The sequence below is a fragment of the Pseudomonas sp. SWRI51 genome, from assembly GCF_014268825.1.
Taxonomy (GTDB): domain Bacteria; phylum Pseudomonadota; class Gammaproteobacteria; order Pseudomonadales; family Pseudomonadaceae; genus Aquipseudomonas; species Aquipseudomonas farsensis.
In genome coordinates this window covers 72273-93564 of the sequence record NZ_JABWRG010000005.1, presented here as the reverse complement: position 1 = coordinate 93564, position 21292 = coordinate 72273, and the positions used below count along the sequence as shown (strand labels likewise).

Sequence of the window (21292 nt, the reverse complement as noted above, 5' to 3'; positions counted from 1 at the left end):
CACAAAAAAGCCCGCACAAAGCGGGCTTTTTCAGCAGATTGGTCGGAGAGACAGGATTCGAACCTGCGGCCTTCTCGTCCCGAACGAGACGCGCTACCTGGCTGCGCTACACTCCGATGGCAGAAATGCTACTGCATGGTTTTTTTCAACGCAACCCCTTGTTGCAAAAAGGAGTTGCGCTAAAAACCAATGCTTGAATTACAGATCTTTGACGGTGCGAATCTGGTCTTTGTTGATGCGGGTACGCTTGCCGTCGAGCTGCTCGAATTCGTAGAAGCCGGAGTCCTCGTCATAGGACGGGGTGTCCACTGCCTGGATTTCGCGGCCGTCGTTCAGGGTAATGACAGAAGGCGATGCGCAGCCGGCGAGGGTGGCAAGGCCGAGGGCAAGCAGGAAGGCGGAAAAGGTCCGTGGGATCATCTTGATTCTCCAATGGGGGTTCGGATGTGATTCAGACGCGGCGCGTCCACGCAAGTTCCTTGCACAGTGCAGCACAGTGGCTGGGCTGCGGCATTGACCCGCAACAACAGCCCGGTTGGCCTGTGATATAACAGCCTACCTATTGTTTCCCTGTGACGGAACTCATGAAAGCCAAGGCAGATACCCCTTTCGTGGCGCTGAACATCGCCGTGCTGACGGTCAGTGACACCCGCACGTTCGAAACCGACACCTCTGGCCAGGTGTTCGTCGACCGCCTCACCGAAGCAGGCCACCGATTGGCGGCGCGCGTGCTGCTCAAGGATGACCTCTACAAGATCCGCGCCCAGGTGGCGACCTGGATTGCCGATGACCAGGTACAGGTAGTGCTGATCACCGGCGGCACGGGTTTTACCGGCCGTGACAGCACCCCTGAGGCGGTTGCCTGCCTGCTCGACAAACAGGTCGAAGGTTTTGGCGAGCTGTTCCGCCACATTTCGGTCGCCGATATCGGCACCTCCACTGTGCAGTCACGCGCCTTGGCGGGCTTGGCCAACGGCACCTTGGTGTGCTGCCTGCCGGGCTCCACCAATGCAGTGCGCACTGGTTGGGATGGCATCCTTGCCGAGCAGCTCGACAACCGCCACCGCCCGTGCAATTTCGTGCCACACCTGAAGCAGGCAGAGGCTTGTGAAAGCCGTGGCTGAGGCCCCGCAAAGCCGCCCGCTGATGCCGGTGGAGGAGGCCCTGGAACGTTTGCTGGCATTGGCTGAGGCCGCGCCCATCCGCGATACCGAGGCCGTTACGCTGGCCGACGCCGAGGGCCGAGTGCTTGCGGCCGAGCTGGTCGCCGGGCTGGATCTGCCGCCTTGGCCGAACAGCGCCATGGACGGCTACGCGTTGCGTCTGGCCGACTGGCAGGGCGAGCCGCTGGCGGTCAGCCAGCGCATTTTTGCAGGCCATGCACCCGCACCGCTTGAGCCCGGTACCTGTGCGCGCATCTTCACCGGCGCCCCTTTGCCTGAAGGTGCCGACTGTGTCGAGATGCAAGAAAACGCCGAAGTGCTGGACGATGGCCGCGTGCGCTTTGTGCAAGCGCTTGTGGCCGGCAGCAACGTGCGCCCCAAAGGCCAGGAAACCCGCGCCGGAGAGTCGGTGATGAGTGCGGGCACGCGCCTTGGCCCGATTGAACTGGGCCTGGCTGCAACCCTTGGTTTTGCAAGCCTCGACGTGGTCCGTCGGCCTCGTGTTGCAGTGTTGTCTACCGGTGATGAGCTGGTCGAGCCCGGCTTGCCGTTGGGGCCCGGGCAGATCTACAACAGCAACCGTCGCTTGTTGGTCAGCTGGTTGCAGCGCCTGGGCTGCGAAGTGCTCGATGCGGGCATTCTGGCCGATGACCTGGCGCTCACTCGCCAGTGCCTGGCGGGGCTCGGCGATGTCGACCTGATCCTCTCGACCGGGGGCGTTTCGGTCGGCGAGGCTGACTACCTGGGCCTTGCGCTGCGCGAGGCCGGCGAGCTGGCGTTGTGGAAGCTGGCCATCAAGCCTGGCAAACCACTGACCTTCGGCCATTACCAGGGCGTCCCGGTGATCGGCTTGCCGGGTAACCCGGCCTCGACGCTGGTGACCTTTGGCCTGCTCGCAAGGCCCTACCTGTTGCGGCGCCAAGGCGTGCGTGAGGTTACCCCGCTGCGCTTCAATGTACCGGCGGGCTTTGACTGGCCCAAAGCGGGTAACCGCCGCGAGTACCTGCGTGCGCGTATCGAAGAGGGCCGCGTGCGCATTTACAAGAACCAGAGTTCCGGGGTACTGCGCAGCGCGGCCTGGGCCGAAGGCGTGGTCGAAGTGCGCGAAGGCAGCACGCCGGCCGAAGGCGATCTGGTGCCGTTCATCCCGTTCAGCGAGCTACTTGGCTAGGGCTACCCGCGCCGGCGCGGTGGCAGGTGCCAGTTGCGCCAGGCGCATATGCACGCTTTCCAGCTGCTGGGCAGCCACGCTCCAGTCGTGGTGCTGACGGGCAAACTGGCGCCCCGCCTCGCCCAGTTGCGCCATGCGCGCAGGCTGGCTGAGCAATTGGGTGATCTGCAGCGCCAATTGCCCGCTGTCGTCACTACTCAGGTAGTGCTCGCCGCGGTTGGCGGCAAGGCCGGAAACCCCTTTGCTGGTGGTGATCACGGGTATGCCTGCAGCCATGGCTTCGAGGATTTTCACCTTCGAACCACCGGCATAGCGTAGAGGCGCCAGAAACACCGCGCAGCGCTGCTGCAGCTCACGCAGGTCTGGGCGGTAGCCTACCCATTCGATACGCGGGTCGTTCCAGTGCAGTTTGAAATTGGCCGGCAACGCATGCCCGGCAATCGCCAGGCGCACCGCTGGGTTGCTCATCCACACCTGCGGCAGGATCTCTTCAAGAGCCCACTCGAGCGCTTCGAGGTTGGCGCCGTACTCGAAATTGCCGACAAACAGCAGCCGCTGGCTGTGCAGTGCAGGCTGCACGCATTGGTAATGGGCGCAGTCCACGCCATTGACCACCACGTTGACCTTGCGGCCGCTGATCTGCCCGATCAACGCCGCGTCATGGCCGCTGACCGCCACCAGTTCGCTGGGCTGGCGCAACACGCGCTGTTCCCAGCGCCGGTAGCGCCAGCGGTCGAAGGCGTTGAGCGGGCGCAGCCACAGCGGCAGGCGATCGTTGCAGGCGGCGCCCATCACTGATTCGAGGGTGTGCTCGGTGAGCATGTAGGGCAGGCCGCGGGTTTGCAGGGCTTGTTCGAATGGCTGGAAGCTGTAGCTGTGTTCTATCTGGATTACATCCCACGGCTCGTCGAGCAACTGTTCGAAGCGGTGCCGCAGGCAAGGCGCCAGGCCGTTGATGATGGCGCGCATCGGGTAATCGAGTATCGGTGAAGCCAGCAGGTTCAGCGGGCTGTGCACGGCCCTGCGCGGGATTACGATCAGGCGTTCGAGCATAGGCTCCAGGGCGTCCCGTGCGGCGTCGGACAGCGGCACTTTGGATTGCACCAGCAAGGTGATGCGGTGGCCGCGCTGCGCCTGCGCACGCAGCAGGTGATATTGCCGGGTCTTGCTGCCGCAGGTGGTCGGCCACGGCAGGTAAGGCAGTGTCCAGAGTATGCGCATGGCACCGCTTCCTCGCGTCAAGTTGGATGACCGTCATTAAGTAAAGCCAATAAAATGGCTTTCTGCGCGCAGGTTTTTCCTAAGGGCCAATTATCTGTCGAGCTTGAGGTTGAATGGGGCGGCGGTTGATGCGGAGTTTTATGCTTGAGAGCAGATTTGTTCCTGGCTCGGGAGCAATTGGTCGTCGCCTGTGGTCGAGATAGCGGTAGGGCTTTCCCACGGAGATTGATCATGGCTGAACGCAAGGCACTGCTGATCCTGCATGGCAAACAAGCCACCAACGATGAAGTTCGCGCAGCGGTTGGCGAGGTGCGCGAGCGCGGCTGGACGCTTGATGTGCGCCTGACTTGGGAGGCGGGCGACGCGCAGCGCCTGGTCGATGAAGCCCTGGCGGCAGGCTATACCCATGTGGTGGCCGGCGGTGGCGACGGCACCTTGCGCGATGTCGCCGAAGCCATGGGCCGCGCTGGCACCGAGGCCAGCCTGGTGCTGCTGCCGCTGGGCACCGCCAACGATTTCGCCAAGGCCGCTGGGGTACCGTTGGAGCCCGCCGAAGCCTTGGCACTGCTGGAGCAACCGCCAAGGGCTATCGACCTGGGCCGGGTGGGCGACCAACTATTTCTCAACATGGCCACCGGCGGTTTCGGCAGCCAGGTCACCGCCAACACCTCCGAAGACCTGAAAAAGGTGCTGGGCGCTGCGGCTTATCTGTTCACCGGGCTGTCGCGCTTCAGCGAGCTGCAGATCGCTTCGGTGGAGCTGCAGGGGCCGGATTTTCACTGGCAGGGCGACTTGCTGGCATTGGGGATCGGCAATGGTCGCCAGGCCGGCGGCGGGCACGTGCTGTGCCCAGAGGCGGTCGCAGACGATGGCCTGCTGGATATCGGTATTTTGCCTGGGCCGCAGGAAATGGTCGGTGCGCTGCGCGGGCTGTTGGGCGGGGAGGAGCTGTTTGTGCGGGCGCGCCTGCCGTGGGTCGAGATCAAGAGTTCGCAGGGGCTGGATATCAACCTCGATGGTGAGCCATTGCAGGCCGACAGCCTGCGTTTCGAAGCGGTGCCGGGGGCACTGCGTGTGCACCTGCCGGCCGATTCGCCGCTGCTCAGTCGTCCAGGCTGATGATTTTCTCGCGCACGGCAAACAGCACCAGGCCCGCCACATCGTAGATCTGCAGGCGCTTCATGATCTGCGAACGGTGGGTTTCGACCGTCTTGATCGAAAGCCCCAGCCCTCCGGCGATTTCCCGGGTAGATTTGCCGCGCACGATCAGGCGCAGGATCTCCAGCTGGCGGGCGGTGAGGTTGTGCCGTTGATCCCCCGGCGACCGGGCGCTTTGTGCGCGCTGCAATGCCTGGTTGATCACCGTGTGCGCGATGGCCGGGCTGAGGTAGCGCTCGTTGTTGCGCAGGGCGCTGAGGGCCTGCTCAAGTTCGGTGGCCGTGGTGTCTTTGAGCAGGTAGCCGTGGGCACCGCTTTCGAGGGCGCGCATGATCAGCTCGGGGTCGGTATGCATTGACAGCATCAGCACCTTGCAGGTGCAACCATGGGCGCGCAGTTGGGCAAGGGCATCCAGGCCGCTGCTCGAGCGCATCGAGATATCCAGCAGGACGATATCCGGGTTCAGGCGCCGTACCTGCTCCAGCAGTTGCGAGCCGTCCTCGGCTTCGCCGACCACCGTGTAGTCGGGAATGTCCGCTACCAGTGCCCTGACGCCTGCACGAATCAGGGAATGGTCGTCCACCAGCAGCAATTTACATGTCATGTGAGGCTAGAGTCCTGGCGCGTTCCTGGTTGCGCGGTGGCCATGGGAACAAGGCTTCGATCTGGGTGCCTTGCCCTGGAGTGCTGGTTACAGTCAGCCAGCCTTGCAGCGCCGTAGCACGCTCATGCATGCCGGCCATGCCGCGCTGGCCAGCTGCGGCAGGGTCGTATACTGGCGTAAAGCCGCAGCCATCGTCATGGATGCTCAAGGCAAGGCCTGTGGCGGTGCGTTGCAGGCGCACCAGCAGGTTGCCTGCCTGGGCGTGGCGCAGGGCGTTGGTGACGGCTTCCTGGGTGATGCGAAATGCAGCCATGGCCATTTCTTCACTGATGCCGCCCAGGCGCTGATTGCAGTCCAGGCTCCAGTGGATATCGGTATTGGCCAGGGTGCGCAGCAAGTGTGCGCGCAGGCTGGCTTCCAGCCCAAGGCTCGCCAGTTGCCGCGGGTTGAGCAGTGCCGATACATCGCGCACGTTGCTTAAGGTGTGGCTTAGCGTATTGCTCAAGGTGCTGCAGTGCGCTTGCAGTTCAGCCGGCACGCGGCGCTGCAGCCAGTCGACTTGCAGCTTGGCGGCGGTGAGCAATTGGCCGATATCGTCGTGCAGCTCACGGCTCAGGTGTTGGCGTTCACCTTCCTGCACCTTGAGCATGCGATGGGCAAGCTCGGCCGGGCGCAGGGTGATTGCACCCGCCCAGTGGCGCAGGTGCCAGGCGACGCTTGCCATCGCAGCCAGTTGCAGCAGCAGCAGGCTGGCCGGCAGTGGTTTGGCATGCAGCACGATGAGCAGGTTGGCGAGCAGTGACGCTACACACAAAAGCGTGGTTGCCCAGCGCAGCAGGGCAGCTCTGGAATACCAATGCCGGAGGGCTTTCAAGCGTGCAAGCATAGTTAAAGAAGCCACCGAGTCATTGCTGTTGAAAATATGGCATGTGACTGAGACAGAGCGGGCGCTCACTTTCAATCACCCGTTTAAATAAGGGTGCTTATATTCGAAACGGTGCATGTTAACACTTCGCACGGTTTTGGTCGCGGGGCTATAACTGCTTGAAAGCACAGCGCTTGGGCGGTGGCGGGGCGCTGTACACAACGACCGATATAGCTAAGTGCCATTACCTAATGTTGCTGGCAGCGATAAACGTGTAACTAAGCGTGCCTTGTTCCTGAACTTGTGAACAAACCGTTACACAACTTAACTGCTTAATGCCAGGGTGTAGTTGAATCTTTAGTCGCAGGTTAGTTGCCGCTATCGGCGCCGTCGCAGTGCTGCGCACACGTTTGCGTCGCAGGTTGCGCAAGTAGCTCGGCCAGTTCGTCAAGCAACAACCGTTGTTCTTCGCAGTCCATGCCCAGGCAGCCGGTGGTTGGGTCGAGCAGTTCCAGCTGCCAGGCAAGCAGGGCAAGGCAGGCGTCCAGTATGGGCAAGGCTGCGCCGCCTAGCAGTTGCTCACCACAGGCAGGTGCGATCAGTTGCTGCAACGCGCGGGTGAACTGCGCCACTTCATCCAGCGCCAGGCTATCGCATCGGTCGGCGAGGGTGGTGAGGGTTTCTTCAAGGCACAGGCAGGCGTCTGGGTCGTTGCCGATCAGTTCCAGGTGCGACAGGCACTCTTGCGCACCGCTGAGGAGCACCTGGGCATCGAGCAGAAATTCCTGCAGCGCCCCTTCGCGCGTGGCTGTACGGTCCATCATTGTCGTACGCAGCCCGAGGCTGGAGCGGGTTGGAGCCATAGCTGGACGTTCACTGACAAAAGCCTGACTCCATTCATGCACTGAGAATGGCGTCACATTAATGGCTAAAGGATATTGCGAACATCAGGTTGCGCCCGATTGCCTCTAGGGGTTTCCCTGAGGGTGTATCGGGGCGGCAGTGCGCGGTGACCTGCTGGCGGCCTAGGAGGTGGCAGCAGTAAAGCATGATGGTAAAGTGATATCAATTACCGGCGACCGCTTTTTCTACAAGGGGTCAAGCTGTGCCGGTATCCGCCGATACAGGGCCGATGCATTCATTTTTCCGACTCAAAGCCTGGGGGTTTTCCTAATGGCCGGCATTCTCGACACGGTAGATCAACGTACGCAATTGGTGGGTGAGAACCGCCTGGAAATTCTCATGTTCCGCCTCGCTGGCCGGCAACTGTTCGCGATCAACGTGTTCAAGGTCCAGGAAGTGTTGCAGCTACCCAAGCTGACCCTGATGCCACAGCGCCACGCGTTTGTCTGTGGCGTGGTCAACCTGCGCGGGCAGACGCTGCCGGTGATCGACCTGTCCCAGGCCATCGGTATGCGCCCGCTGGAGCCAGGCCCGAACAGCACCATCATCGTCACCGAATACAACCGCTCGGTGCAGGCGTTCCTTGTGGGCGGCGTCGACCGCATCGTCAACATGAACTGGGAATCGATCATGCCGCCGCCCACCAGCGCCGGCCGCCAGCACTACCTGACGGCGATTACCAAGGTTGAAGAGCAGTTGGTGGAAATCATCGACGTCGAGAAAGTGCTCGCCGAAATCGTGCCGTACAACGCCAAGGTTTCCCGCGACAAGCTTGAAGACCCAGTGCTGGCACTTGCGCGTGGGCGCGAGATCCTGTTGGTGGACGACTCCACCGTGGCCTTGGCGCAGCTGCGCGATACGCTTTCGCAGCTGGGCGTGAAGCTGCATGTGGCCAGCGACGGCCTCAAGGCCCTGCGTATGCTCAAAGGCTGGGCCGATGCCGGCGAAGACGTCTGCGAAAAGCTGCTGATGATCTTCACCGACGCCGAAATGCCCGAGATGGACGGCTATCGCCTGACCACCGAAATTCGCAACGACCCGCGCTTGCGTGAGCTCTACGTGGTGCTGCACACCTCGTTGTCGGGCAGTTTCAACGAATCGATGGTGAAGAAGGTCGGTTGCGACAACTTCCTCTCCAAGTTCCAGCCGGATCGCCTGGTTGAAGTGGTGCGCCAACGCCTGAGCATGGTGCACGCCTCTGCCTGATGTCGGGCGGTCGCTGTTCGGTATAAGCTCGGCGTTTTAGCGCAGCGGGGCGGACAGGGATGATTCTGAGTGCGTTGTACCGGTACCCGGTGAAGTCGGCGCAGGCGCAAAGCCTGCCTGCTTCATCCGTGGGGAACCTTGGCTTGGCTGGCGACCGGCGTTGGCTGGTGGTCGAAGCTGAGAATGGCCGTTTTCTGACGCAGCGTGCCTGGCCCAGGCTTGGCTTGGTGCGTGCAAGTTATCTGGCGGACGATTCGTTGCTGCTTGAGGCATTGGGCCTTGCGCCGCTGAACGTGCCTGTACCGGCAGCCGATGATGGCCTGCGCGGCGTGACCATCTGGCGCGATACGCTGCGTGTGCCCGATGCTGGCGACGCGGCCGCGGCCTGGCTCAGTGGGTTGCTGGGCAAGCCTGTGCGCCTGGTCCACTGCCCGGAGTCACGGGCTCGCTACTTACCCAACGGCTATGGCCTGAACAGCGACCGTGCAGCCTTCCCGGACGGTTTTCCGCTGTTGCTGATCGGCCAGGCCTCGCTGGACGAGCTCAGCAGCCGGGTAGGGCGCCCAATGGAAATGCTGCGTTTTCGCCCAAACCTGGTGGTCGAAGGCGCGCCGGCCTTCGCCGAGGACGGCTGGAAGCGTATTCGCATAGGCGCCATGACCTTTCGCGTGCTCAAGCCAAGTGTGCGCTGCATCCTCACCACCCTCGACCCCGCCACGGGCGAGCGCAGCCCTGACCGTGAGCCGCTGACCACGCTGAAGACCTTTCGTGAGAAAGACGGGGATGTGCTGTTTGGGCAGAACCTGGCAGTGGACGGCGAGGGGCAGTTGCAGGTGGGGATGGAGGTACAGGTGTTGGAGTGAGGCCTTTTCGGCGAATATTTGGCGGCCCTGGCCTTAAGGCCGCCAAACGCATTCCCGCTTACATATCGTCGAAATAACGCTCGTGCCAGTCGACCAGCGGCTGCGGCGAATTGAGCTTCTGCCCGTAGATCACCGAATACGACAGCACGTTCTGCACGTACTGGCGAGTCTCATCGAACGGTATCGACTCAACCCACACATCGAAGCTCAAGTGCTTGGCGCCCTTCAGCCACTGCCGCACGCGGCCCGGCCCTGCGTTGTAGGCCGCCGAAGCCAGCACCCGGTTGCCATTGAACTGGCTGTGTACCTGGCTCAGGTAGGCCGCGCCCAGCTGGATGTTCTTGTCCGGGTTGAGCACCTGCGCAGGCGATGCCAGCGGAATACTGAACTTGCGTGCGGTTTCCTTGGCCGTTGCCGGCATCAGTTGCATCAGGCCACTGGCGCCTACGCTTGAGCGCGCGTCTTCCATGAAGGCGCTTTCCTGGCGGGTAATGGCAAATACCCAGCTCGAATGCAGGCCGCGGACCTTGGCCTCGCGCACCAGCGTGTCGCGGTGAGCCATCGGGAAGCGGATATCCAGGTCATCCCAGTACTGTGCCTGGCTGATGGTACGAATGGCCGGGAAGTACCAGCGCATGTCATAGGCCAGGCGTGCCTGGGCGACCATTTCATCGCGGCTGAAGTGCCGGCTGACGTGGTACCACTCTCGGCGGCCCTCGACGATTTGCCCGCGGGCGTGGAACTCCAGGGCGCGACGTACGCCAGGGGTGTTACGCACCTTGTTGACCAGTTGCGGGCTCAGCACCAGCGGTTTGTTGTTCAACTGATAAGGCGTTTGTACGCGGTCTGCGGCAAGGAAGCCGTAGAAATCGCGCTCACGGGCAACTGCCTTGTACAGCGGGGTGATTTGCGCGTTGTTCGGCTGGGCAAGCTCCAGGCTGCGCGCTTGCCAGTACTTCCAGCGGCTGCTGGCCGCCAGGTCCTGGGGAAGACGCTTGCTCAGCTCATAGGCATCCTGCCAGCGGCCCAGGCGCAGCAGCAGGCGCATGCGCCATTCGCTCACTGTGTTGTCGCGCAGCTCGGGGTCGTAGCGGGTCATCAGGTCAAGTGCGCGTGGGTCGTAGCGACGCGCCAGGGTCAGGCCGATCTCGCGGGCGATGGCGACCTTTTCGTCACGTGAAAAGTGCATGCGCTGGGCGTAATCGTCGAGCAGCGCCATGGCCTGCTCCGGGTTTTGCCTGGCCAGGCGCCGCAGGCCCAGGCTGACTACGTCGGACATGGCCTCGCTGACCGGGGTGAAGCGCGAGGGCTGGTTAAGCAGCTCAGGCTTTTGCGCCACGTCCAGCAGCAGCTTGCCCTGAGGGGCGAGGGTGGTGAGGGTCTTCACCAAATTGCCGGCCAGGCCATAGTTGCGGGCCTGGGCAGCGAGCTTGGCGCGTTCCCAGCGCCTGGCTTCGGTCAACTGCCCCTGAGCGGCCCACTGCGCAAACAGCGGTTCACAGGCCGCAGGTTGCGATTTGCCGACATTCCACAGTTTTTGTGCAGTGGCAAAGCCCTCGGCGCGAAGGCCGTGGGTCAACTGGTACTGGCCGTTCAGGCAGTCCAGCTCGGTGAAGTTGAGCTTGGTGTCGTAATACTTGGTGAAGGTATCCCATTCGCCGCGCTCGGCCAGCCAGCGCAACCAGCGCAGTTTCATCCAGTTGGCCTGGGGCAGGTCGCCGTGGGCCGCAAGGAAACCTTCGATTTCTTCGTTGCTGGCGCTTTTCAGGCGTGCGGTCAGCTCGTCGTAGGTGAGGTACGGCGTCAGCGGGTAATCACGCAGCGCCTGGGCATAACGCAGGTACGGGCCTTTGTCGCCTTTGGCCAAGGCGCGCTTGGCTTCATCGTAGTACTGACGTTGCTGGGTGAGGTCGGCGGCCTGTGCAGCACTCGCGGCAGTGGCGGTGAGCAGCAGGCAGGAAGCAAGTTGTAACAGGCGGCTGCGCATGATACGTCCGGGCAGTTGAACCATAGAGAGTGACGGCGAAGCCAGCACTGTTGGGTATTACTGCCTAGCTTAGCTGTTTGCCGGTGGCCGGTGAAAGCGCTGTGCTTGTATCGAGTTGTATGCGGGGCGTGTCGGGTTGTCGGCTGTTGATGCCGTGGGGTAGCAAGTCAGGTAGAATGCGCCCCCGGTTTTTGGAGACGATCATGACCCTGCTCAAATTAAGCGATGTGTCCCTTGCTTTCGGCGCGATGCCGCTGCTGGACAAGGTTTCCTGGCAGATCGCCCGTGGTGAGCGGGTGTGCATCATCGGCCGCAACGGTACTGGCAAGTCGAGCATGCTGCGCCTGGTCAAAGGCGAGCAAAAGGCCGACGACGGCGATATCTGGCGGGCCCCAGGCCTGAAGATTGGCGAATTGCCACAGGAACTTCCAGTTGCCGACGAACGCAGCGTGTTCGACGTGGTGGCTGCGGGCCTTGACGGTGTTGGCGAACTGCTGGCCGAGTTCCACCACCTGAGCCAGAACATCACCAACGATGCCGACCTTGAAAAGCTCATGCATGTGCAGCATGAGCTGGAAGCCCGTGATGGCTGGCGCTTGCAACAAGTCGTGGAAAGCACCCTGAGCCGCCTGCAACTGCCGGCCGAGAAAACCCTCGCCGAGCTGTCCGGTGGCTGGCGCCGTCGTGTGTTGCTGGCCCAGGCCCTGGTGTCCGAGCCCGACCTGCTGCTGCTGGACGAGCCCACCAACCATCTGGATATCGGCGCTATCGCCTGGCTGGAAGAGGCCCTCAAGGGCTTCGGTGGTGCGGTGCTGTTCATCACCCACGACCGTTCCTTCCTGCAAAACCTGGCCACGCGCATCCTAGAACTGGATCGTGGCGGCCTGATCGACTGGAACGGCGATTACGCAAGTTTCCTGGTGCACAAAGAGGCTGAGCTTGCGGCTGAAGCCACTGCCAACGCGCTGTTCGACAAGCGTCTGGCCCAGGAAGAGGTGTGGATTCGCCAAGGCATCAAGGCCCGCCGTACCCGTAACGAAGGCCGCGTGCGTGCGCTCAAAGCGCTCCGTATGGAGCGTGGTGAGCGTCGCGAGCGCCAGGGCAAGGCCAACATTCAGATCGAAGTGGCGGACAAATCCGGCAAGCAGGTCATGGTGCTCGAAGACGTAAGCTTCGCTCACCAGGGCGGCCCCAAGCTGGTCAAGGACTTCTCGATGGTCCTGCAGCGCCAGGACCGTATCGGCCTGCTTGGCGCCAACGGTACCGGCAAGACCACGCTGCTCAAGCTGATGCTGGGGGATCTGGAGCCGACGTCGGGCAAGGTTGACCGTGGCACCAAGCTTGAGGTCGCCTATTTCGACCAGATGCGCCACCAGCTCGATCTGGAAAAAACCGTGATCGACAACCTTGCCGAAGGTCGCGATTTCATCGAGATCGAAGGCCAGAACCGCCATGTGCTCAGCTACCTGGGCGACTTCCTGTTCAGCCCTCAGCGTGCCCGTACGCCGGTCAAGGCGCTGTCCGGTGGTGAGCGTGCGCGCCTGCTGCTGGCCAAGCTGTTCAGCAAGCCGGCCAACCTGCTGGTGCTGGACGAACCGACCAACGACCTCGACGTCGAGACCCTCGAACTGCTCGAAGAAGTGCTATCGAACTACAACGGCACCGTGCTGATGGTCAGCCACGACCGGGCATTCCTCGACAACGTGGTCACCAGTACCCTGGTATTCGAAGGCGATGGCCGGGTGCGTGAGTACGTTGGTGGCTATGAAGACTGGATTCGCCAAGGCGGTTCGCCAAAACTGCTTGGGGTAACCGAGAGCAAAGGCGGCAAGTCGGCGCTCAACAGTGCCGTGGTGCAAGTGCCGGTCGAGGAGGCAGCGCCTGCCGTTGTGGCTGCGCCTGCGGCGGATGCCAACAAGAAAAAACTCAGCTATAAGCTCCAGCGTGAGCTGGAAATGCTGCCAGGGCAGATTGATGCGCTGGAAAAAAGCATGGCCCAGTTGCAGGAAGAGGTAGGTTCCGCCAGCTTCTATCAGCGCCCTATCGAGGAAACCTCGGCAGTGCTGGGCAAGCTTGAAATGCTGCAGGGCGAGCTGGACGTGCTGGTGGAGCGCTGGGCCGAACTGGAAGGCTGAGGCACTCGCAGGGCGAGCCGGCTGCCGTTGCGGTAGCCGGCCAGCCCGGTTGTGCAGGTTAGTCTTTTTTCAGCAGGCGTACCGCCAGCACATCGCAGGGGGCGCCGTGCAGTACATCGTTGGCGGTGGAACCGAGCAATAGCGCCAGGCCGTGGCGGCCATGGCTGCCGACCACGATCAGGTCGCATTTCTGATCCTTGGCCAACTGGTGAATTTCCTGGCGTGGCTGGCCGTACACCAAGTGCGAATCGCCACGGTTGATTTCAGGGTATTTGTTGAACAGGCGGTCCATGCGCTCCTTGGCCTGATCAAATTGCTGCTGCTGCAGTTGCGACAGGTCCATGGGCACGTCACCACCAAAAGCCATGGCCATGGGCTCGACGATGTGCACCAGCGACACCTTGGCGCCTGTGGGCTCTGCGAGTTTCATCGCCCGTTTGATGACCGGGTCGCATTCCTCGGTCAGGTCGACGGCGACCAGAATATGTTCGTAGGACATGTGCAGTACTCCCCAACAATCGCGATAAGTAGAAGTATGGTCGCTTTCGCGCGGTTCATCCGTGAAACCTGACTAACCCGCTCATTTGCAACGCTTTATAAGGTCTACAGATATGACGGTATGGCTGGTCGTGTCAATCCTTGCGCTTGTTCTCAGCCCGCTGGCCTTGCTGCGCCCGTCGCGCAAACAGAGCCAGCAGATGAGCCTGCGCCTGGAAGGGCGGCGCATGGGCCTGATGATGCAAATGTCGCCCCAGCAGTGGCCGCACTGGCTGCAAAGCGAGCCGCCCAGCCCATGCCCGCAGTACCACCGCGCCCGGCGCAGGGGGCGAGCCGACAGCTGGTGCTATTGGCAAACCAGCCCTGGTGTGTGGTGCAACCAGTGGCGTGAAGCCTGTACCGATGCCCGCCTGGCGCAGGTGTTCGCCCGCCTGCCAGCAACCGTGTACAAGGTCGAAGCCGATACTCGCATGATCGCGCTGTGTTGGAGTGAGCGGGGCGAGCCTGCTGTATTGCACGATATTGCCTACGCCTTGGAAGCCCTTGCCTAAAGCCCGTCTGGGCAAACTCTTTCGCCATAACGACATAGCGGCGCGCAGGAGCTTGGAGGCTCCTGCGCGCCGCTATGCGTTCTGCTGCGCAGAAAGGGCCAGGCAGGCCGGGAAACACGGTGCAATCAGTGCCAGTGTAGTCAGCGCTGGCGATCGCGTTTAAAAAAAGCAGCAGTGCAGGCGGGTGCAGGCCTATCGCTGACACGAATGATCGGTAATCACTGTCATCATGTTTCATCACCTGGGCGTACAAAGTGACTGCAAAGTCGCGTTTTCAGTCAGTCTGCGAGCATTTGACAACGCCGACCTTTTCGGAGAATGTGTGCACACCCAAATCAAACGGGCGTATGAATTGAGCGTTTGTATATCAGACGCCTCTTACAGAATCCCGACTAGCCCGCCGACGGGTGTGCCTGCGGCAAGTGACCGGTAGTCCGGCATTTGCGCCAGCGATCGGCGTGTACAGTTCAGCTTCCATATCGTGGAGATCAGTTGATGATTTACGAAGGTAAAGCCATCACGGTTAAGGCTCTTGAAAGCGGCATCGTCGAACTGAAGTTCGACCTCAAGGGTGAGTCCGTCAACAAGTTCAATCGCCTCACACTGAACGAGCTGCGTGAAGCGGTCGCTGCCATCCAGGGCGACGCTTCGGTCAAGGGCGTGATCGTCAGCAGTGGCAAGGACGTATTCATCGTCGGCGCCGACATCACCGAGTTCGTCGACAACTTCAAGCTGCCCGAGGCCGAGCTGGTTGCCGGCAACCTGGAAGCCAACCGTATTTTCAGCGCCTTCGAAGACCTCGGCGTGCCGACCGTCGCCGCCATCAACGGCATCGCGCTGGGTGGCGGCCTGGAAATGTGCCTGGCGGCTGACTACCGTGTCATGGCCAGCAGCGCCAAGATCGGCCTGCCGGAAGTCAAGCTGGGCATCTACCCAGGTTTTGGCGGCACTGTGCGCCTGCCGCGCCTGATCGGTTCTGACAATGCCATCGAGTGGATCGCCTCGGGCAAGGAAAACCGCGCGGACGACGCGCTGAAAGTCGGCGCCGTCGATGCAGTAGTAGCCCCTGAGCTGCTGCAGGCCGGTGCCCTCGACCTGGTCAAGCGTGCCATCAGTGGTGAGCTGGACTACAAGGCCAAGCGTCAGCCGAAGCTGGAAAAACTCAAGCTCAATGCCATCGAGCAGATGATGGCCTTCGAAACCGCCAAAGGCTTCGTCGCAGGCCAGGCCGGCCCGAACTATCCGGCCCCGGTCGAAGCCATCAAGACCATCCAGAAAGCCGCCAACTTTGGTCGCGACAAGGCGCTGGAAGTTGAAGCCGCAGGCTTTGCGAAGTTGGCCAAGACCTCGGTTGCAGAAAGCCTGATCGGCTTGTTCCTGAACGACCAGGAGCTCAAGCGCAAGGCCAAGGCGCACGACGAGATCGCCCGCGACGTCAAGCAGGCCGCCGTACTGGGCGCCGGCATCATGGGTGGCGGCATCGCCTACCAGTCGGCAGTCAAGGGCACCCCGATCCTGATGAAGGACATCCGCGAGGACGCCATTCAGCTCGGCCTCAACGAGGCGTCCAAACTGTTGGGCAACCGTGTCGAGAAAGGCCGCCTGACCCCGGCCAAAATGGCCGAGGCGCTCAATGCCATCCGCCCGACCCTGTCCTATGGCGATTTCGGCCATGTCGACATCGTCGTCGAAGCCGTGGTCGAAAATCCCAAGGTCAAGCAGGCCGTGCTGGCAGAAGTGGAAGGCCAGGTGAAGGACGATGCGATCCTCGCCTCCAACACCTCGACCATCTCCATCAACCTGCTGGCCAAGGCGCTCAAGCGCCCGGAAAACTTCGTTGGCATGCACTTCTTCAACCCGGTGCACATGATGCCGCTGGTCGAGGTAATTCGCGGCGAGAAGTCCAGTGAAGTGGCGGTCGCCACCACCGTGGCCTACGCCAAGAAAATGGGCAAGAACCCGATCGTGGTCAACGATTGCCCGGGCTTCCTGGTCAACCGTGTGCTGTTCCCGTACTTCGGCGGTTTCGCCAAGCTGGTCAGCGCTGGTGTCGATTTTGTTCGCATCGACAAGGTCATGGAAAAATTCGGCTGGCCCATGGGCCCGGCGTACCTGATGGACGTAGTCGGTATCGACACCGGCCACCACGGCCGTGATGTCATGGCCGAAGGCTTCCCGGACCGCATGAAAGATGATCGACGCTCCGCTATCGACGCCCTGTACGAGGCCAACCGTCTCGGCCAGAAGAACGGCAAGGGCTTCTACGCCTACGAAAACGACAAACGCGGCAAGCCGAAGAAAGTCGCCGATGCCAGCGTGCTCGAAGTGCTCAAGCCAATCGTCTTCGAGCAGCGTGAGCTGAGCGACGAAGACATCATCAACTGGATGATGGTGCCGCTGTGCATGGAGACCGTTCGCTGCCTGGAAGACGGCATCGTCGAAACGGCCGCCGAAGCTGACATGGGCCTGGTCTATGGCATCGGTTTCCCTCCCTTCCGTGGTGGCGCACTGCGCTACATCGATTCGATCGGGGTTGCCGAATTCGTCGCACTGGCCGACCGCTACGCCGACCTGGGGCCGTTGTACCACCCCACTGCCAAGCTGCGCGAAATGGCCAAGACCGGCCAGCGCTTCTTCAACTGAGCGGCCAACGAGCTAGAGCGAGAATATTGATATGAGCCTGAATCCAAGAGACGTGGTGATTGTCGACTTCGGTCGCACGCCGATGGGCCGCTCCAAAGGTGGCATGCACCGCAATACCCGCGCCGAAGACATGTCGGCGCACCTGATCAGCAAGTTGCTCGAACGCAATGGCAAGGTCGACCCCAAGGAAGTCGAAGACGTAATCTGGGGCTGCGTCAACCAGACCCTGGAGCAGGGCTGGAACATCGCCCGCATGGCTTCGTTGATGACTCAAATCCCCCACACCAGCGCTGCGCAAACCGTCAGCCGCCTGTGCGGTTCGTCGATGAGCGCCTTGCACACCGCCGCCCAGGCGATCATGACCGGCAACGGTGATGTATTCGTGGTGGGTGGTGTCGAGCACATGGGCCACGTCAGCATGATGCACGGCGTCGACCCTAACCCGCACCTGTCGCTGCACGCCGCCAAGGCGTCGGGCATGATGGGCCTGACGGCAGAAATGCTCGGCAAGATGCACGGCATCACTCGCGAGCAGCAAGACCTGTTCGCTGTGCGCTCGCACCGGCTCGCCCACAAGGCGACGGTCGAGGGCAAGTTCAAGGATGAGATCATCCCGATGCAGGGCTACGACGAGAACGGTTTCCTCAAGGTCTTCGACTACGACGAAACCATTCGCCCGGAAACCACCCTCGAAGGCCTGGCTGCACTAAAGCCTGCGTTCAACCCCAAAGGTGGTACTGTCACCGCCGGTACTTCGTCGCAGATTACCGACGGCGCTTCGTGCATGATCGTCATGTCCGGGCAGCGAGCCATGGACCTGGGCATCCAGCCGCTGGCGATCATTCGCTCGATGGCCGTGGCCGGTGTAGACCCAGCAATCATGGGCTATGGCCCGGTGCCTTCGACGCAGAAAGCACTCAAGCGTGCAGGCCTGAGCATTGCCGATATCGACTTCTTCGAGCTTAACGAAGCCTTTGCTGCACAGGCCCTGCCAGTGCTGAAAGATCTGAAAGTGCTCGACAAGATGGATGAGAAGGTTAACCTGCACGGCGGCGCCATCGCTTTGGGCCATCCGTTCGGTTGCTCCGGTGCGCGAATTTCCGGCACCCTGCTCAACGTGATGAAGCAAAATGGCGGTACGCTTGGCGTGGCCACCATGTGCGTCGGCCTCGGCCAGGGTATCACCACGGTGTTCGAGCGCGTCTGATCGCGCCGCAAGGCATCAGCCGGGGCCCTGTGCCCCGGTTTTGTTTTTTTACAGGTTTTGTTTCAAGAGGGTGAGCGACATGCAGATACAGCCAGGCATCTACCGGCATTACAAAGGGCCTGAGTACCGTGTCTTCAGTGTTGCGCGGCATTCCGAGGACGAACAGTGGATGGTGTTCTACCAGTGCCTGTATGGTGATTACAGCTTCTGGGTAAGGCCACTTTCCATGTTCCAAGAGTCCGTCGAGGTTGACGGCGAGCAGGTGCCACGCTTTGCTTTGGTCAAGGCCGAAGAGGGCCTGGCTGAGCTGCTAAGCCAGGCACCCGAGTGAACGACCGCGCTTGACCTCACTCTTTTGCCACTATATATAGCGGTGCCGCGTCTCGGCACCTGACGCGTTTTTTATCTTCAGATTCAGGAATACTCCGATCCATGGGCAAATCGCTGGTCATTGTGGAATCCCCGGCCAAGGCCAAGACCATCAACAAGTATCTGGGCAACCAGTACGTGGTGAAGTCGAGTATCGGCCATATCCGCGACCTTCCCACCAGCGGTTCCGCCAGTGCGAGCAAGGAACCGGCGGCCAAGCGTGGCAAGGCCGCAGCCGAAACGCCGGCGCTGACGCCGAAAGAGAAGGCTCGCCGCACGCTGGTGGCGCGTATGGGGGTTGACCCCGAGTCAGGCTGGAAAGCCAAGTACGAGATCCTTCCCGGCAAGGAGAAGGTGATCGACGAGCTGCGCCGCCTGGCCAAGGATGCCGACACCATCTATCTCGCAACCGACTTGGATCGCGAGGGGGAAGCCATTGCCTGGCACCTGCGCGAAGCCATTGGTGGTGACGACAGCCGCTACAAGCGTGTGGTGTTCAACGAAATCACCAAAAAAGCCATCCAGGAGGCGTTCTCGCAGCCGGGTGAGCTGGATATCGACCGGGTCAACGCCCAGCAGGCGCGGCGCTTCCTCGACCGCGTGGTGGGCTACATGGTCTCGCCATTGCTGTGGTCGAAGATCGCCCGTGGCTTGTCTGCCGGCCGCGTGCAGTCGGTGGCGGTCAAGCTGGTGGTGGAGCGCGAGCGCGAAATCCGTGCGTTCAACCCCGAAGAATACTGGGAAATCCACGCCGACCTGGGCACCGCCAGCAATGCCAAGGTGCGTTTCGAAGTGGCGCGCGAGAAGGGCGAGGCGTTCAAGCCGCTCAACGAAGCCCAGGCCATGGCTGCCCTTGAAAAGCTCAAGGCTTCCAGCTACAGCGTCAGCAAGCGCGAAGACCGCCCGACCAGCAGCAAACCGTCGGCACCGTTCATTACATCCACCCTGCAGCAGGCTGCGAGCAACCGCCTTGGCTTCGGGGTGAAGAAGACCATGATGATGGCGCAGCGCCTGTACGAGGCTGGCTACATTACCTACATGCGTACCGACTCGACCAACCTGTCGACCGATGCCGTGGAAATGGCCCGTAGCTACATCGAGAAAGAGTTCGGCAAGCAGTACCTGCCGGCTGCGCCGATTGTCTACGGCAGCAAGGAAGGGGCGCAGGAAGCGCACGAAGCGATCCGCCCATCCGATGTCAACACTCACCCGACCAAGCTCAGCGGCATGGAGCGGGATGCCGAGCGTCTGTACGAGCTGATCTGGCGCCAGTTCCTGGCCTGCCAGATGCCGCCAGCGCAATACCTCTCCACCAGCGTTACCGTAGTGGCTGGCGACTTCGAGCTGCGTGCCAAGGGCCGCATCCTCAAGTTCGATGGCTATACCCGTGTTCTGCCGCAACAGAGCAAGCCGGGCGAGGACGATGTACTGCCAGACATGGGGCAGGGCGAGAAGCTCAAGCTGCTGCAGATCGACCCGAGCCAGCACTTCACCAAGCCGCCACCGCGCTTCACCGAAGCCAGCCTGGTCAAGGAAATGGAAAAACGCGGCATTGGCCGCCCGTCGACCTACGCCGCGATCATTTCCACCATTCAGGACCGCGGCTACGTCACGTTGCACAACCGCCGCTTCTACTCCGAGAAGATGGGCGATATCGTTACCGAGCGCCTGTCGGAGAGTTTCTCCAACCTGATGGACTACGGCTTCACCGCCGGCATGGAAGAAAACCTCGACGATGTGGCCCACGGCGAGCGTGACTGGAAGAACGTGCTGGATGAGTTCTACGGCGACTTCAGCAAAAAGCTGCAAACCGCCGAATCTGCCGAAAACGGCATGCGCGCCAACCAGCCGACCCTGACCAATATTCCCTGCAAGGAATGCGGCCGGCCGATGATGATCCGCACGGCCTCCACTGGCGTGTTCCTCGGTTGCTCGGGCTACAGCCTGCCGCCCAAAGAACGTTGCAAGGCGACCGTGAACCTGGTGCCGGGCGACGAGATTGCCGCCGACGACGAGGGTGAGTCCGAGTCGCTGGTGCTGCGCGGCAAGCACCGCTGCCCGATCTGTGCCACCGCCATGGACGCTTACCTGCTGGATGAGAAGCATAAGCTGCACATCTGCGGTAACAACCCGGACTGCGTCGGCTACGAGATCGAGGAAGGCAGCTACCGCATCAAGGGCTACGAAGGCCCAAGCCTTGAGTGCGACAAGTGCGGCAGCGAAATGCAGCTCAAGACTGGCCGTTTCGGCAAGTTTTTCGGCTGCACCAACCCTGCGTGCAAAAACACCCGCAAGCTGCTCAAAAGCGGTGAGGCTGCGCCACCGAAGATGGACAAGGTGGACATGCCTGAGCTCAAGTGCGAGAAGGTCGATGACACCTACGTGCTGCGCGATGGCGCTTCGGGCCTGTTCCTGGCTGCTAGCCAGTTCCCGAAAAACCGTGAAACCCGCGCGCCGCTGGTGATGGAAATCGTGCCGCACAAGCACGAGATCGACCCCAAGTACCACTTCCTCTGCGACGCTCCGCAGAAGGACCCGGACGGCCGTCCTACGGTGATTCGCTACAGCCGCAAGACCAAGGAGCAGTACGTGCAGTCCGAAGTCGATGGCAAGCCGACCGGCTGGAAAGCCTTCTTCGACGGTGGTTCGTGGAAGGTTGAAGACAAACGCTGATTTCGGCGTTTGGCATCAGGCCCATCGCGGGGCAAGCCCGCTCCCACAAAAGCAGCTTTCAGCATGCTGTGGGGG

18 protein-coding genes and 1 tRNA gene are annotated in these 21292 nt (G+C 61.6%); 11 read left to right on the top strand and 8 right to left on the bottom strand.

Going from position 1 to position 21292, the window contains the following annotated elements; genetic code table 11:
• Nucleotides 1-39 precede the first annotated feature (39 nt).
• Nucleotides 40-116: transfer RNA gene (locus HU720_RS03470), tRNA-Pro, on the bottom strand.
• A gap of 82 nt (nucleotides 117-198) precedes the next feature.
• A complete protein-coding gene (locus HU720_RS03465; protein WP_186517259.1) occupies nucleotides 199-420 on the bottom strand; it encodes a YgdI/YgdR family lipoprotein in 222 nt (73 codons plus the stop codon).
• 164 nt (nucleotides 421-584) lie between these two features.
• On the opposite strand from HU720_RS03465, the gene moaB reads away from it, so the two are divergent.
• Nucleotides 585-1124, top strand: coding sequence for a molybdenum cofactor biosynthesis protein B (gene moaB / locus HU720_RS03460; protein ID WP_186517257.1), 540 nt, complete (start codon nucleotides 585-587; stop codon nucleotides 1122-1124).
• Nucleotides 1125-1146: 22 nt separating this feature from the next.
• Nucleotides 1147-2334: a gephyrin-like molybdotransferase Glp gene (gene glp, locus HU720_RS03455; RefSeq protein ID WP_186517320.1), complete on the top strand. Its 1188-nt coding sequence runs from the start codon at nucleotides 1147-1149 to the stop codon at nucleotides 2332-2334.
• Here glp and HU720_RS03450 read toward each other — a convergent pair.
• Nucleotides 2323-3555: a glycosyltransferase family 4 protein gene (locus HU720_RS03450; RefSeq protein ID WP_186517255.1), complete on the bottom strand. Its 1233-nt coding sequence runs from the start codon at nucleotides 3553-3555 to the stop codon at nucleotides 2323-2325. The genes glp and HU720_RS03450 overlap by 12 nt on opposite strands.
• A 231-nt stretch (nucleotides 3556-3786) precedes the next feature.
• Between HU720_RS03450 and yegS the strand changes: the two genes are divergently transcribed.
• Nucleotides 3787-4674: a lipid kinase YegS gene (yegS, locus tag HU720_RS03445; protein WP_186517253.1), complete on the top strand. Its 888-nt coding sequence runs from the start codon at nucleotides 3787-3789 to the stop codon at nucleotides 4672-4674.
• On the opposite strand, the gene HU720_RS03440 is transcribed toward yegS, so the two are convergent.
• The 3 genes from HU720_RS03440 to HU720_RS03430 all read right to left on the bottom strand — a co-directional run bounded on the left by HU720_RS03440 (nucleotide 4658) and on the right by HU720_RS03430 (nucleotide 7003).
• Nucleotides 4658-5317, bottom strand: a complete 660-nt coding sequence (locus HU720_RS03440; protein WP_186517250.1) for a response regulator transcription factor — start codon at nucleotides 5315-5317, stop codon at nucleotides 4658-4660. The genes yegS and HU720_RS03440 overlap by 17 nt on opposite strands.
• Nucleotides 5307-6203, bottom strand: coding sequence for a histidine kinase (locus HU720_RS03435; RefSeq protein WP_186517248.1), 897 nt, complete (start codon nucleotides 6201-6203; stop codon nucleotides 5307-5309). The genes HU720_RS03440 and HU720_RS03435 overlap by 11 nt, the downstream gene beginning before the upstream one ends.
• 347 nt (nucleotides 6204-6550) lie before the next feature.
• Nucleotides 6551-7003, bottom strand: a complete 453-nt coding sequence (locus HU720_RS03430) for a histidine kinase (protein ID WP_186517319.1) — start codon at nucleotides 7001-7003, stop codon at nucleotides 6551-6553.
• Between the two features lie 352 nt (nucleotides 7004-7355).
• Here HU720_RS03430 and HU720_RS03425 point away from each other — a divergent pair, with 352 nt between their 5' ends.
• Both HU720_RS03425 and HU720_RS03420 read left to right on the top strand, forming a co-directional pair.
• Nucleotides 7356-8291, top strand: a complete 936-nt coding sequence (locus HU720_RS03425; protein ID WP_186517246.1) for a chemotaxis protein CheV — start codon at nucleotides 7356-7358, stop codon at nucleotides 8289-8291.
• A 59-nt stretch (nucleotides 8292-8350) separates the two neighbouring features.
• Nucleotides 8351-9154 (top strand): MOSC domain-containing protein, encoded by an 804-nt coding sequence (locus HU720_RS03420; RefSeq protein ID WP_186517244.1) that lies wholly within the window; start codon nucleotides 8351-8353, stop codon nucleotides 9152-9154.
• A gap of 58 nt (nucleotides 9155-9212) precedes the next feature.
• Here HU720_RS03420 and HU720_RS03415 read toward each other — a convergent pair whose 3' ends face one another.
• On the bottom strand, nucleotides 9213-11141 hold the full coding sequence (locus HU720_RS03415) for a transglycosylase SLT domain-containing protein (RefSeq protein WP_186517242.1): 1929 nt from the start codon (nucleotides 11139-11141) through the stop codon (nucleotides 9213-9215).
• A 203-nt stretch (nucleotides 11142-11344) separates the two neighbouring features.
• Between HU720_RS03415 and HU720_RS03410 the strand changes: the two genes are divergently transcribed.
• Nucleotides 11345-13276 carry an ATP-binding cassette domain-containing protein gene (locus tag HU720_RS03410; RefSeq protein ID WP_186517241.1) on the top strand — a complete coding sequence of 644 codons (1932 nt, stop codon included), beginning with the start codon at nucleotides 11345-11347 and terminating at the stop codon, nucleotides 13274-13276.
• Nucleotides 13277-13334: 58 nt separating this feature from the next.
• Here HU720_RS03410 and HU720_RS03405 read toward each other — a convergent pair whose 3' ends face one another.
• Nucleotides 13335-13775: a universal stress protein gene (locus HU720_RS03405; RefSeq protein ID WP_186517240.1), complete on the bottom strand. Its 441-nt coding sequence runs from the start codon at nucleotides 13773-13775 to the stop codon at nucleotides 13335-13337.
• Nucleotides 13776-13887: 112 nt separating this feature from the next.
• Between HU720_RS03405 and HU720_RS03400 the strand changes: the two genes are divergently transcribed.
• From HU720_RS03400 to topA, 5 genes are all read left to right on the top strand, one after another.
• Nucleotides 13888-14325, top strand: a complete 438-nt coding sequence (locus tag HU720_RS03400; protein ID WP_186517239.1) for a hypothetical protein — start codon at nucleotides 13888-13890, stop codon at nucleotides 14323-14325.
• Nucleotides 14326-14820: 495 nt separating this feature from the next.
• Entirely contained in the window at nucleotides 14821-16968 is a 2148-nt protein-coding gene (gene fadB, locus HU720_RS03395; RefSeq protein ID WP_186517238.1) for a fatty acid oxidation complex subunit alpha FadB, read from the top strand.
• A 31-nt stretch (nucleotides 16969-16999) separates the two neighbouring features.
• Nucleotides 17000-18175, top strand: coding sequence for an acetyl-CoA C-acyltransferase FadA (gene fadA, locus HU720_RS03390; RefSeq protein ID WP_186517237.1), 1176 nt, complete (start codon nucleotides 17000-17002; stop codon nucleotides 18173-18175).
• Between the two features lie 79 nt (nucleotides 18176-18254).
• The gene (locus HU720_RS03385; protein ID WP_186517236.1) at nucleotides 18255-18506 is read left to right on the top strand and encodes a DUF1653 domain-containing protein; all 252 of its coding nucleotides are present in this window, start codon (nucleotides 18255-18257) and stop codon (nucleotides 18504-18506) included.
• A 101-nt stretch (nucleotides 18507-18607) separates the two neighbouring features.
• Entirely contained in the window at nucleotides 18608-21217 is a 2610-nt protein-coding gene (topA, locus tag HU720_RS03380; protein WP_186517234.1) for a type I DNA topoisomerase, read from the top strand.
• Nucleotides 21218-21292: the final 75 nt, after the last annotated feature.

What these genes read in the sequence shown, in the direction of transcription:
- fadB (WP_186517238.1), top strand. Translation starts at nt 14,821, where the DNA reads ATGATTTACGAAGGTAAAGCCATCACGGTTAAGGCTCTTGAAAGCGGC.
- HU720_RS03405 (WP_186517240.1), bottom strand. Translation starts at nt 13,775, where the DNA reads ATGTCCTACGAACATATTCTGGTCGCCGTCGACCTGACCGAGGAATGC.
- HU720_RS03465 (WP_186517259.1), bottom strand. Translation starts at nt 420, where the DNA reads ATGATCCCACGGACCTTTTCCGCCTTCCTGCTTGCCCTCGGCCTTGCC.
- yegS (WP_186517253.1), top strand. Translation starts at nt 3,787, where the DNA reads ATGGCTGAACGCAAGGCACTGCTGATCCTGCATGGCAAACAAGCCACC.
- HU720_RS03450 (WP_186517255.1), bottom strand. Translation starts at nt 3,555, where the DNA reads ATGCGCATACTCTGGACACTGCCTTACCTGCCGTGGCCGACCACCTGC.
- HU720_RS03415 (WP_186517242.1), bottom strand. Translation starts at nt 11,141, where the DNA reads ATGCGCAGCCGCCTGTTACAACTTGCTTCCTGCCTGCTGCTCACCGCC.
- HU720_RS03385 (WP_186517236.1), top strand. Translation starts at nt 18,255, where the DNA reads ATGCAGATACAGCCAGGCATCTACCGGCATTACAAAGGGCCTGAGTAC.
- HU720_RS03410 (WP_186517241.1), top strand. Translation starts at nt 11,345, where the DNA reads ATGACCCTGCTCAAATTAAGCGATGTGTCCCTTGCTTTCGGCGCGATG.
- HU720_RS03425 (WP_186517246.1), top strand. Translation starts at nt 7,356, where the DNA reads ATGGCCGGCATTCTCGACACGGTAGATCAACGTACGCAATTGGTGGGT.
- HU720_RS03430 (WP_186517319.1), bottom strand. Translation starts at nt 7,003, where the DNA reads ATGGACCGTACAGCCACGCGCGAAGGGGCGCTGCAGGAATTTCTGCTC.
- HU720_RS03420 (WP_186517244.1), top strand. Translation starts at nt 8,351, where the DNA reads ATGATTCTGAGTGCGTTGTACCGGTACCCGGTGAAGTCGGCGCAGGCG.
- HU720_RS03400 (WP_186517239.1), top strand. Translation starts at nt 13,888, where the DNA reads ATGACGGTATGGCTGGTCGTGTCAATCCTTGCGCTTGTTCTCAGCCCG.
- HU720_RS03435 (WP_186517248.1), bottom strand. Translation starts at nt 6,203, where the DNA reads ATGCTTGCACGCTTGAAAGCCCTCCGGCATTGGTATTCCAGAGCTGCC.
- fadA (WP_186517237.1), top strand. Translation starts at nt 17,000, where the DNA reads ATGAGCCTGAATCCAAGAGACGTGGTGATTGTCGACTTCGGTCGCACG.
- topA (WP_186517234.1), top strand. Translation starts at nt 18,608, where the DNA reads ATGGGCAAATCGCTGGTCATTGTGGAATCCCCGGCCAAGGCCAAGACC.
- glp (WP_186517320.1), top strand. Translation starts at nt 1,147, where the DNA reads ATGCCGGTGGAGGAGGCCCTGGAACGTTTGCTGGCATTGGCTGAGGCC.
- HU720_RS03440 (WP_186517250.1), bottom strand. Translation starts at nt 5,317, where the DNA reads ATGACATGTAAATTGCTGCTGGTGGACGACCATTCCCTGATTCGTGCA.
- moaB (WP_186517257.1), top strand. Translation starts at nt 585, where the DNA reads ATGAAAGCCAAGGCAGATACCCCTTTCGTGGCGCTGAACATCGCCGTG.